The sequence below is a fragment of the Pseudomonas sp. LB3P93 genome (assembly GCF_054898025.1).
In genome coordinates this window covers 304,334-316,539 of sequence record NZ_CM142713.1, presented here as the reverse complement: position 1 = coordinate 316,539, position 12,206 = coordinate 304,334, and the positions used below count along the sequence as shown (strand labels likewise).

General features: G+C 60.3%; 6 protein-coding genes. 1 reads left to right on the top strand and 5 read right to left on the bottom strand.

The genetic code is table 11. The annotated features are described in order from the left end of the window. Window positions 1-9: 9 nt before the first annotated feature. The 3 genes from ACYZT8_RS01420 to ACYZT8_RS01410 form a co-directional block, all read right to left on the bottom strand. Window positions 10-1,383: a DUF3999 domain-containing protein gene (locus tag ACYZT8_RS01420; RefSeq protein WP_461978635.1), complete on the bottom strand. Its 1,374-nt coding sequence runs from the start codon at window positions 1,381-1,383 to the stop codon at window positions 10-12. Further along, entirely contained in the window at window positions 1,380-4,967 is a 3,588-nt protein-coding gene (locus ACYZT8_RS01415) for a DUF2339 domain-containing protein (protein WP_461978633.1), read from the bottom strand. The genes ACYZT8_RS01420 and ACYZT8_RS01415 overlap by 4 nt, the downstream gene beginning before the upstream one ends. A 237-nt stretch (window positions 4,968-5,204) precedes the next feature. Continuing rightward, entirely contained in the window at window positions 5,205-7,655 is a 2,451-nt protein-coding gene (locus ACYZT8_RS01410) for a glycogen/starch/alpha-glucan phosphorylase (RefSeq protein WP_461978631.1), read from the bottom strand. 259 nt (window positions 7,656-7,914) lie between these two features. Between ACYZT8_RS01410 and ACYZT8_RS01405 the strand changes: the two genes are divergently transcribed. Beyond that, window positions 7,915-8,355, top strand: a complete 441-nt coding sequence (locus ACYZT8_RS01405) for a YkgJ family cysteine cluster protein (protein WP_461959419.1) — start codon at window positions 7,915-7,917, stop codon at window positions 8,353-8,355. A 206-nt stretch (window positions 8,356-8,561) separates the two neighbouring features. Here the strand turns inward: ACYZT8_RS01405 and typA are convergent, their stop codons facing one another. Continuing rightward, the gene (gene typA / locus ACYZT8_RS01400) at window positions 8,562-10,382 is read right to left on the bottom strand and encodes a translational GTPase TypA (protein ID WP_461956745.1); all 1,821 of its coding nucleotides are present in this window, start codon (window positions 10,380-10,382) and stop codon (window positions 8,562-8,564) included. 139 nt (window positions 10,383-10,521) lie between these two features. Next, window positions 10,522-11,976 carry a tRNA uracil 4-sulfurtransferase ThiI gene (gene thiI / locus ACYZT8_RS01395; protein ID WP_461978629.1) on the bottom strand — a complete coding sequence of 485 codons (1,455 nt, stop codon included), beginning with the start codon at window positions 11,974-11,976 and terminating at the stop codon, window positions 10,522-10,524. Window positions 11,977-12,206: the final 230 nt, after the last annotated feature.

Here is a 12,206-nt window from a genome sequence, read left to right as displayed (position 1 = left end):
GCCACAGATTCAGGGTTTGACGGGAGGCTTGCGCAGCAAACTGAACGCCATCGCAGCCAGGAACAAAACGCTCAGCAACAACACTGCCCACAACCCGAACTTCTTCCAGTTCGTGTCCGTCGTCGCTGCCGTTGTCCCCGTGGATGGGCTGCTCACCACCGCCGCACCTTCCACCGAAGCCTTGCCCAACGCCGCCCACTTCGCCGCGCTGTAATCCGGAATCAGCGTCGACAACGAAAGGTTTGCCGCCTTCACCGTCGCACTCCCCAGCGCCAGCGTATAAGGCCCCGCCCCGCGCGCCAGGAACACCAATTGCGTCGAGCGCACGGCAAACTTCACCGTCGGCGCCTCTGCGCCCAAGCCACCGCCGCGCTCATCCACCACAAGCTTCAACTGCTGCACGGTTTGCCCCGACAGCTGCAATTCGTTCTGCACCACGTCCTGGCCACTCTGGGTCAGGCGGTAGAGCAAACCACTGGTCAGCGGCTGCCACGGCAGACTGCTTTCGCGACGACCGGACAACGTCACCGGCGCCAGGCTGTTGGGCTGACTCAGCTCGACCTGGACCCGTTCGACATTCAGCCCCATCGGCAACTGCCACGTGTACTCACCCGCCTTCACGCTGTTGCCCGCCAGCGGTTGCGACCAGACCAACGGCAGCGGCAGGCTGTGAGTGCTGGCGCTTTGCAGCTGCGCGGACGTCAGCGCCGGCGCCGATTGCGGTGAATTCCACAGCAAGCGCAGATAACGCGCCGACTGCCCCGGCAAGCCAACTTCATGCTGTTCGACCCGTTCATCGGCAAACGTCAGCCGCGCCACCTGCCCTTCGCCCCACGACTGCCAATGCTGCAAATCGTCGCTGGCCTCGATGGTGAAACGCTGAAAACCATCGCGCTCGCTGGTCCAGTCGAGGATCAACTGCTGCAACGGCGCCTTGATGCCGCTGGCGTCGAGCAACCAGCCGCGCAGCACTTCTTCACCCGCCTCCAGCTGACTGGACGGCTGCACTTCGACCAACGTGCCGTTCGCATTCGATTGCACGCGGATGCCCGGCACGCGCTCCGTGGCGTCCGCCGAGGTGTACAGCGGGAACCATTTCACGTCGGTCAACGTGCGGTTTTCGCGGGTTGACGCCGCTTCGCGAGCCAACGCGTAGGCCTGGGCCTCGCCGGCAGCGTTGAAGACCCGGACATCGCTGAGGTCCGTTTGCCGCGCATTCAGTTGCACGCTCAAAGGCAATTCGAGACGATACCAGGGCCCCTCGCCGCTCACCGACAACGGCACCTGAGTGGCGAAGTCCGCCGGTTTTTCCTGAGCACTGGCGGACAGCGCCACACCCAACGCAACAGCGCCCAACCAGCCCAGGTTCAGCTTCTGACTCAAGACGACACTCCTTCGGTTTCAGGGGCCGGCCTTTCAGCATCCGGCGCAGCCTCGGTACGCTTGGGCGGCAGCGGCGCGAAATACCCCACCACCAGCAGCAACACGCCGACGCCGATAAACGACACGATCCGCGCAAGGCCGCCGCGGTTACTCAATTCGACAAAGAACAGTTTGGCCACCACCACGCCGATCAGCGCGGCGCCGATCAGCCAGACTTCGCGGCGATGACGCAGATGGCCGCCGATCATCAGACTCAGCGCCATCAAGGTCCAAACGATGGACAGGCCAGCCTGCACCAGCATCGACTCAAGCAACGCATCCACCTCGAACGGCACACCGCCCCAGTGGTGCGCGGTGCGCATCACCAACGCGGTGAAGAAGGCGAACAGCGAGACCCCGGCGATCAGTTGCGTGGCGTGATCCACATAGTCCTTGCGAATCGACAGTTGAGTGACGGCGCTGCGGGACCAGACGTAAACGCCGAACAGCGCAAACAACAGCCCCAACTCCAACGGGTTGATCAGCGGCACATAGGGCAGCGGTTCCGCCGTGCCGTCGCTGACGATGTTCGCCAGCCAGAACCAGCCGAGCATCAGCACTGCCAACGGTGCCGCCGTGTAGAAGCGATATTCGCGGGGATACGCCGAAACAGGCCAAGGCCAGTTGCGCGGCGCCGCCATCAACACCAGATAAACACTCGGCAGAATCGCCCAACCCAGCCAGCGCCAGGCGTTGTACTGCTCGGACAACAGCAGCAATCCGTAACGCAATTCCAGCGCCAGCACGCCGATCAACAGCCAGCAGCCGAGCACATGGGCGGTGCTCAAGGCGCGCGCCGGCAACATCGGCGCCAAGCGTCGCAGGGAGATGAAGTGCACGACGAACACCGCGGCCCACACCAGCCAGCCGAAGTTCGCCGCCGGGTGATAACGCGAGTGCCACGCGGCAAGCAGTACCAGACCGGCAGCAGGAATCAGCAAGGTGCAGAGCAAGCCCAGCGCCGACCATTTCAAACGCAGCGCCAATACCATCCACAGCGCCACGCTCACAGCGGCAACAGCCAGCAGCAACGTCGCTTGCAGATTCAGCGGTGCAAAGCGCAACACTTCGCTGATCCACGCCAGCGCCCACCAACCCGCGCCCCACACCAGTAACACTTCGGACAAACGCTGCAAACTCAGCACATCAAACGCCGAGGCATGATTACCAAGCTGCAAGCGCCATGCCCCGACCATCGCGGCCAGGCCCAACACCAGCGGTGTCCAGAAGCCGCTGTGAGCCAGAGGCTTCAAACCTTCGCTGGCCAGCGGCCCGAGCAGGTCCGGCCCGGCGAACAGGAACGCCGCGCCGCCAATCACCTGCAACAGCAGGCCGAAGACAAAACTCACGCGCTGCTTGAGGTACAGACTGAGCCAAATGATGAACAAGCCACTGGCCGCCCACACCGCACTCGCGGTTTGCCATGGCAACACGAACAGCACCGCCAGATTGATCAGCACCAGACCGGCCAACAACACCACCGACAAGCCGCGCAACAGTCGAACGTCGTTGCGCACCATCTCATCGCGAGCAGCGAGCAACATGCCGGCGATCAACGCCAGGCCGATCAGGGACGCGCTGAGCAAACCGCTCCAACCAGCGCTGAACACCGCAGCCGACTCACCGCTGGAACCTTGCAACCGCAGCAGGAACAACGCACCGCCGAGCAATTGCACGGCAAACGCGGTGAACAGGAACGTGCGCGATTGCAGACGCAAGCCGACAAACAACGTCGCCAACCCCGCCAGCGCCCAACTGATCGCGGTGCCGTGGGTCAGGAAGAACAACGGCGCCAGCAGATAGAGGAAGGTCAGGCCGAGGCAAGCCAATACCGGCAGCCCTTTGCGTTCCCATTCCGATGTTTGTTCGGGCGAGGCTTTGCGTAATTGATAGAAGCTGAACAACAACGCTACGCCGAGCATCAATGCGCCCAGTGGAGCGCCGTCGAGCAAGCTGCTGTCGCCGATCCGCAATTCGCTGACAAACGCCAGGGCCGAGCCCAGTTGCAGCAGCAAGGCAAACGCGCGAGCCAGCGGTCGTTGCTGACGCAGGCCGAGCCAGAAAATCCCCGCGCCCTCCACCGCCCAGGCAGCGGCCGTCCAGCGAGCGTCGAGCCCCAGGGGAATCGCGAGGCTGGCGAAGATCACACCCAGCGCCAGGCAGGTTTCCGCGAGCAGCAATGCACGGCCGCCCATCAGCAACCGGGCCAGCCCCATGTAGATCATGCCCAACGCCAACGCACTGAACGCCGCGGCGAATTCCAAATGCTGAACCAGTGCGAACTGCAAACCGAAACCCACCAGCGGCGGGCCGAACAGCATCGTGCCGTCGGCGTAATCACCCTTGCGCGCCGACCAGCGCAGCAGCGCCTCGCGGCTGTCGTCCTCGGGGGCGTCGCTCATTTCCAGCAATTTGCGCCGGGCGAACAGCAGGCCGATGGCCAGGTACATCAGGAAGAACAGAATCAGGAACGGCTCGGTGCTCCACAGCAATTCCGGCGTGTAGGAGCGCACGCCCCAGGCGAAACCGATACCGAAGGTGCCGACGAAACCGATCAGGTTCAGCAGTCGCCAAGCCTTGAACCAGGCGATGGCGAGGATGCCGGCATTGAGCAGAGCGAAGTAACTGAACAGCGCGACGTGGTTGCCGGCACCGGTGGACGTCAGGATCGGCGCCGCAAAGCCGCCGAGTGCCGCGGCCGCAGCCAGGCCCAACGCATCCTGAGTGATGGCAAGAATCGCCGAGAACACTGTCACTGCGACCAGCAGGCCCAGCGCGGCTGTCGGATCGAGCAGCGGGTGCAGGCGCATCGCGGCAAACACCGTCAGGTACAACACGGCAATCCCGGTGCCTTGCAGCATCAGCGCGTAATTGCTGTTGCGTGTTCTGAGCCACCAACCCAGCCCGAGCAAGCCCAACGCAGCCGCCGCAACTCCGGCATATCGCAGTTCAATCGGCACCACCATGCCTTCGGTGGCGTAACGCAGCAGGAACGCCAGACCGAGGAACAACAGCACCACGCCGACCCGCAGCACGGTGTTGCCACCGAACAGCCAGTTGCGCGCGCCACTGATGGCCCGGTCGATTAAATTCGGGCCGCGAGGGATCGCGGGTTGTTGCGGTTCGCGGGCGACCGGCTCGGGTTTCCAGGCATCGTCGGGCAGCGGACGGCTGGTTTGCGGCGCCGTTGCGGTCATCGGTTCGAGTTCGGGTGGAAGCTCCCAGATCATCTCCGGGGTTTCGAGAGGAATTTCATCGAGTGTGAATTCAGGAGACGGGGCGATTTCGCTGGCGATCGGTTCGCTGGTCTGCGGCGCTGTGACGCCAGATGCCTCCAGCAATGCCAGGCGTTGTTGCACCCCATTCAGCGCAACCTGCGCCTGGTCCAGCAGACGACGCTGCTCGGCCGATTCTGTACCCAAGCGGCCGAGGCGTATGGCCTGGCCGATACCCAGCCCGAGCAATGCGCCCAACAGCGCATCGCTGAACGACTCATCGAGTATCCAGCCCAGCACCAGCCCAATCAGCATGAACATCCATTGCATGGTCGATATCCCTAAGCGGCCCATTGCCATGTGGCGTCTGCGCTGACGTCATCGCGGGCAAGTCGGATCGCCGCACCGCACGCTCCCACAGGATTTGCATGTGCCGCAAGAACGACATATGACCTGTGGGAGCGTGGCTTGCCCGCGATTGAGCGCGCAGCGCTCACTGAAACTTGGGCTTAGTATATCGGCCAGGCCCAACACCCGTCGGGCCTTGCTCGCAATTATTGCTAAAAGTTACTCCAGCGCCTTCCAAATCTCCGTGGCGTACTCGCGAATGGTCCGGTCGGACGAGAACCAGCCCATCCGGGAAGTGCTCAACACCGCCGAGCGCCACCAGGCTTGAGAATCGTGCCAATGGGCTTCCACGCGCATCTGCGCGTCCCAGTAGGAATCGAAATCGGCGCAAACCAGGAAGCGGTCGTAGTCGATCAGCGAGTCGATCAAGCCTGCGTAACGGGACGGATCGTCCGGTGAGAACACCCCGCCGCGAATCGCTTGCAGCACGTCGTTAAGCCTATGGGATGCGGCAATGTCCGGCGTCGCATTGAACTCATGGTTCTGCTTGCGCGCTTCAACCTGCTGGGCGCTGAGACCAAAGATGAACATGTGCTCGGCGCCGATGCGTTCGCACATTTCGACGTTGGCCCCGTCCAGCGTACCGATGGTCAGCGCGCCGTTGAGGCCGAATTTCATATTGCTGGTGCCCGAAGCCTCGAAGCCTGCGGTGGAAATCTGCTCGGACAAATCCGCCGCCGGAATAATGCTCTCCGCCAGGCTGACGTTGTAGTTGGGCAGGAACACCACTTTGAGCAAACCGCGCACCGTCGGGTCGTTGTTCACCACCCGGGCGATGTCGTTGGTCAACTTGATGATCAACTTGGCCTGGTGATAACTGGCTGCGGCCTTGCCGGCGAAGATCTTCACCCGCGGCACCCAATCGATTTCCGGCTCGGCACGAATCGCCTGGTACAGCGCCACGGTGTGCATCAGGTTGAGCAACTGTCGTTTGTATTCGTGGATCCGTTTGACCTGCACGTCGAACATCGCCGCCGGGTTGACCGCGATCCCCAGTCGTTCATGAATCAGATACGCCAAGGCTTTTTTGCTGTGCAGACGTTGCTCGGCGAAGGCTTTGCGGAACGCGCTTTTTTCGGCGAAGGGCTCCAGTTCCAGCAGGCGTTCTTCTGCGTTGTCCAACAGATCCGGGCCGAGGGCATCGACAATCATCGACGTCAGTTCAGGGTTGGCCTGGTAGAGCCAGCGGCGGAAGGTGATGCCGTTGGTCTTGTTGTTGATCCGCTCCGGGTAGAGCTTGTGCAGTTCGGAGAACACGGTTTTGCGCATCAGTTGCGTGTGCAGCCCGGACACGCCGTTGACGCTGTGGGAACCGAGGAACGCCAGGTTGCCCATGCGCACGCGGCGGCCGTTGTCTTCTTCGATCAGCGACACCGCGCGCAGCACGTCGAAGTCGTGAATGCCTTTGGCGCGCAACGAGTCGATGTGCTGGGCGTTGATCTGGTAAATGATCTGCATGTGCCGAGGCAGCATCCGCTCCATCAAACCGACCGGCCAGGTTTCCAGCGCTTCCGGCAACAGCGTGTGGTTGGTGTACGAAAGCGTATCGACCGTGACCTGCCACGCGGCGTCCCACGCCACGTCGTAGACGTCGACCAATTGCCGCATCAGCTCGGCCACGGCAATCGAAGGGTGCGTGTCGTTGAGCTGGATCGCCGCGTGGTCGCCCAGGGTCAGGACCGAGGTGTGCATGTTGCGATGGCGGCGCAGCAAATCCTGCAAGGACGCGGCGACAAAGAAGTATTCCTGGCGCAGACGGAGTTCCTGGCCAGCTTCGGTGCTGTCCGCCGGGTAAAGCACGCGGGAGATACTTTCCGCCCGGGCAACTTCTGCCACGGCGCCCAAGTGGTCACCGGCGTTGAAGCGTTCCAGGTGCAAATCTTCCATGGCACGGGCACGCCACAGGCGCAGCGTATTGACGCTCGCCCCGCGCCAGCCGACCACCGGCGTGTCGTAAGCAATGGCCCGCACGGTTTCCGCCGGAGACCAGACTTGCTTGGACTTGCCGTTTTCATCGGTCACGGTTTCGACACTGCCGCCGAAGCCGATCGGGTAAACAACTTCAGGCCGTTCAAATTCCCACGGATTGCCGAAATCCAGCCAGTGTTCGGTCTGTTCCTGCTGCCAGCCGTCGACGATGGCCTGACGGAACAAGCCGTGTTCATAACGAATGCCATAGCCGTGGCCAGCGATGCCGAGGGTCGACATGCTTTCCATGAAGCACGCCGCCAGACGACCGAGGCCGCCGTTGCCCAGAGCCGCGTCGGGCTCCAGCAGGCGGATGCGCTCAATATCGACGCCGAGTTCGGTCATGGCTTCGCGGGCGACGTCGAGCAGGCCGAGGTTGCTCAGGCTGTCGTAGAGCAGCCGGCCGATGAGAAATTCCAGGGAGAGGTAATAAACCCGTTTCTGACCTTTGCGGTAGATCTGCCGAGTGTGATCCATCCAGTGCTCGACCATGTGATCGCGCGCTGCCAGGGCGATGGCTTCGAACCAGTCGTGGTCGAAGGCGTGATCCGGGTCTTTGCCCACCGCGTAGGTGAGTTTGGTCAAGACGGCATCGCGAAATGCGGCCACCTCTGCTTCGCGAACAAGTGGTTCTTGAGTCATCGATAGGACCTCGAGCGAGCGTTGAGTTGTCTGAGCCTAGACGGTCTGACAGGCGGTCGGGGCTCTGGTTCGGCAGTTTTTCCTGATAGTGCGAGATAGGCCGGCATTACATTGTCATGTACCTGAATGAATGCAGGGGCCGTGCCGGATTAACGGTGTTATTGGGCGGTACAGAAAAAAACTGGCGAAAGGTTGTTCAAAAATCCACCAGTCCCGGTATGATCGCGCGCCCTGATGCACACGCTGGTAACAACCGATGATGAAGTCCAACCTGATCGCTGCCGCAGAGATCGATCGCCTCGATACCTGGGCCAAATATTCTGCGCCGATGTGCGGCTCGTGTGTATCCAGCTGCTGCACGCTGCCGGTCGAGACCAAGATCAAGGATCTGATCCGCATCGGCATCGTCGACGAGTTCGAGCGCGGCGAGCCCGCAAAGAACATTGCCAAGCGCTTGCAGAAGGAAGGGATCGTCGAGCGTTACAACCAGAAGACCGAGATCTTCACCCTCCAGCGCATGAGCAACAACGATTGCCTGTACCTGGATCGTAAGAGCCGTCTGTGCACTATTTATGAAAAGCGCCCGGACACCTGCCGCAATCACCCGAAAATCGGGCCACGGCCGGGGTATTGCGCTTACAAGCCGAAAGAAGTGGCGCGCGAAACCAGCGAAAGCCGCCGCACCCTCGAAAAATTCTAAAGCCCCCTACATGATCGTTCCCACGCTCCGCGTGGGAATGCAGCCCGGGACGCTCCGCGTCCCAAAGCGGACGCAGAGCGTCCATTGAGGCATTCCCACGCAGAGCGTGGGAACGATCAACAAACACCGCACAAACTCCAGACAAACAAAAACGCCCCCGACCTTGCGGTCGGGGGCGTTTTTTTAGCTGCTAACTAAGTCGAGACTCAGTTACCGCTTTTCTTGGCAGCGCGGGTACGCTCGCTTTCGCCCAGGATCTTCTTGCGAAGACGGATGGACTTAGGAGTGACTTCGCACAATTCGTCTTCTTGAACGAATTCCAGAGCTTGTTCCAGGGTGAAACGGATAGGCGGAACCAGAGCGATGGTTTCGTCTTTACCCGAAGCACGCATGTTGTCGAGCTTCTTGCCTTTGGTTGGGTTGACGCCCAGGTCGTTGTCGCGGCTGTTGATGCCGACGATTTGACCTTCGTACACGTCTTCACCGTGACCCAGGAACAGTTTGCCGCGAGCTTGCAGGGTTTCCAGCGAGTAAGTCAGAGCCTTACCGGTAGCAACCGACACCAGCACGCCGTTCTGACGGCCGGACATGTCGCCGGACTTCATCACGTCGTAACGGTCGAAGATCGAGGTCAGGATGCCTGCACCGGAGGTCAGGGTCAGGAACTCGTTACGGAAACCGATCAAGCCACGAGCCGGGATGTTGTACTCAAGGCGCACACGGCCCTTGCCATCCGGAACCATGTTGGTCAGGTCGCCTTTACGGATACCGATCTGTTCCATGATCGAACCTTGCGATTCTTCCGGCAGGTCGATGGTCACGTTTTCGTACGGTTCGTGCTTCACGCCGTCAACCATACGGATGATCACTTCCGGACGACCAACACCCATTTCGAAGCCTTCGCGACGCATGGTTTCGATCAGTACCGAGAGGTGCAGCTCACCACGGCCGGAGACTTTGAACTTGTCGGCGGTGTCGCCTTCTTCAACGCGCAGGGCAACGTTGTAGAGCAGTTCTTTGTCCAGACGCTCTTTGATGTTACGGCTGGTGACGAACTTGCCTTCACGACCGCAGAACGGCGAGTCGTTAACCTGGAAGGTCATGGAAACAGTTGGTTCGTCAACGGTCAGCGGCTTCATCGCTTCGACGTTCAGTGGGTCGCACAGAGTGTCGGAGATGAACAGCGAATCGAAGCCGCTGATGCAGACGATGTCGCCGGCAGCTGCTTCTTCAACGTCAACGCGGTGCAGACCGTGGTGACCCATCAGCTTCAGGATACGGCCGTTACGGCGCTTGCCGTCGGCATCGATCGCCACAACCTGGGTGTTCGGCTTGACGCGACCACGAGCGATACGGCCAACGCCGATGATGCCCAGGAAGCTGTTGTAGTCCAGTGCCGAGATTTGCATCTGGAACGGACCGTCACGGTCAACTTTCGGCGCAGGTACGTTGTCGACGATCGACTGGTACAGCGGGGTCATGTCTTCAGCCATGGCGGTGTGTTCCAGACCGGCAATGCCGTTCAGGGCCGAGGCGTAGACGACTTTGAAGTCCAGCTGTTCTTCGGTAGCACCGAGGTTGTCGAACAGGTCGAAGATCTGGTCCAGAACCCAGTCCGGACGCGCGCCTGGACGGTCAACCTTGTTGATGACCACGATTGGACGCAGGCCGGCTTCGAAAGCCTTCTTGGTCACGAAACGGGTTTGCGGCATAGGGCCGTCTTGAGCGTCAACCAGCAGCAGAACGGAGTCAACCATCGACATTACGCGTTCAACTTCGCCGCCGAAGTCGGCGTGGCCCGGGGTGTCCACGATGTTGATGTGGTAGCCGTTCCAGTTGATGGCGGTGTTTTTCGCCAGAATGGTAATACCGCGCTCTTTCTCCTGGTCGTTGGAGTCCATCACGCGCTCGTCGTTGAGCTCGTTGCGCTCCAGGGTGCCGGATTGACGCAAGAGTTTGTCTACCAGGGTGGTCTTACCATGGTCAACGTGAGCAATGATGGCGATGTTGCGTAGATTTTCGATCACTTGTGTATCTCGATCAGAGGATTCGGTGTGCTGACAGGTCGTGGCAGCGATTAACAGTAGAGTCAGGCCTTGCCGTTACAGCTTGACGGCAGAGTCGGGGGGCCGGTGACGCAGGCCACAGGCAAACAGCCCCGGGCTCTTAGCTCGGTCGATAAACGCGCACATTGGCATGCCCCTCACTGAGCAAATGGTGGGCATGCAGGCGACTCATCACGCCTTTGTCGCAATACAGCAGGTACTGGCGAGTAGGGTCCAGTTCCTTGAAACGAGCGTTCAATGCATAAAACGGCATCGTTTGTATGTCGATGCCAGCCAAGTCCAGCGGGTCGTCTTCAGCGGCGTCCGGGTGACGGATGTCGATGACGATCTGACCGGCCAGCGCTTCGCTGACTTCTTCAATCTGCACATCCTGGCCCAATTCGTCGATCACGCGATCGATCGGCACCAGTTTGGCGTTCTCGAGCGCACGCTCAAGGACTGCCATGTCGAACTGTTGTTCTTCGTACTCCACGCGCGGACGCTTGGCGTGGGTCTTGGGGTTCACCGAGATGACCCCGCAGTATTCCGGCATGTGCTTGGCGAAGTCGGCAGTGCCGATTTCGTTGGCCAGGTCGATGATGTCCTGCTTGTGACTGGCGATCAGCGGACGCAAGACCAGCTTGTCGGTCACGCAGTCGATCACGGACAGGTTCGGCAGTGTCTGGCTCGACACCTGGGAAATCGCCTCGCCGGTAACCAGCGCATCGATGTCCAGCCGATCGGCAATACGGGAAGCAGCGCGCAACATCATACGCTTCAAAACTACACCCATATGACTGTTATCGACTTTCCCGAGAATTTCTCCCAGTACTTCTTCGAATGGCACACTTACAAATAACACGCGTTGGGAGCTGCCGTACTTCTTCCAGATGAAGTGCGCGACTTCCATGACGCCCAGTTCATGGGCCCGTCCGCCTAGATTGAAGAAGCAGAAATGGCTCATCAGACCACGGCGCATGATCTGGTAAGACGCAACGGTCGAATCGAAACCGCCAGACATCAGCACAAGCGTCTGTTCCAGGGCACCCAGCGGATATCCACCGATGCTGTTGTGCTGGCTATGGATCACGAACAACCGTTTGTCGCGAATTTCGATGCGGACTTCGATTTCCGGCTCTTTAAGCGAGATTCCGGCGGCGCCGCACTGACGACGCAGTTGGCTGCCGACGTATTTCTCGACGTCCATCGAACTGAATTCATGCTTGCCGGCACGTTTGCAGCGCACCGAAAAGATCTTCCCGGCCAACGCATCACCGAAGTGCTGCTTGCACTTGGCGACGATATCGTCGAAGTCGCCCAGCGGGTATTCGTCGACTTGCAGGAAATGCGCGATGCCCGGCATGCAGCTCAGGCGCTCGGTCATCTCCTTCAGGGCTTTGGGCTCGCTGACGCGTGTTTCCAGCTCGAGATTGTCCCACACACCGTTCACCACCACAGCCGGGTCCAGGTCGCGGAGCACGGTACGGATGTTTTTGGCCAACTGGCGGATGAAACGCATCCGTACCGGGCGGCTCTTGATGGTGATCTCGGGGAAGACTTTTACGATTAGTTTCATGAAAACAGCGCGCGCTGGGCCAGCCGAAAAAGGGGGGCGCGGATTATAGCGGAAATTGCTCAAGGTTTAACCAGTTAATGTGCAGAAGGTTTTGCGCGCACCAAAACAGGTCATTTGTTGTTTTTGACGCTACATTGTAGGGCGAGATTTTCAGCTTTCAGACGCTTTGTGCCTTTATAAGCGTGTTATTGGGGCAAAAAACCCATGGTGGGGCACTGGCATGCAATTTG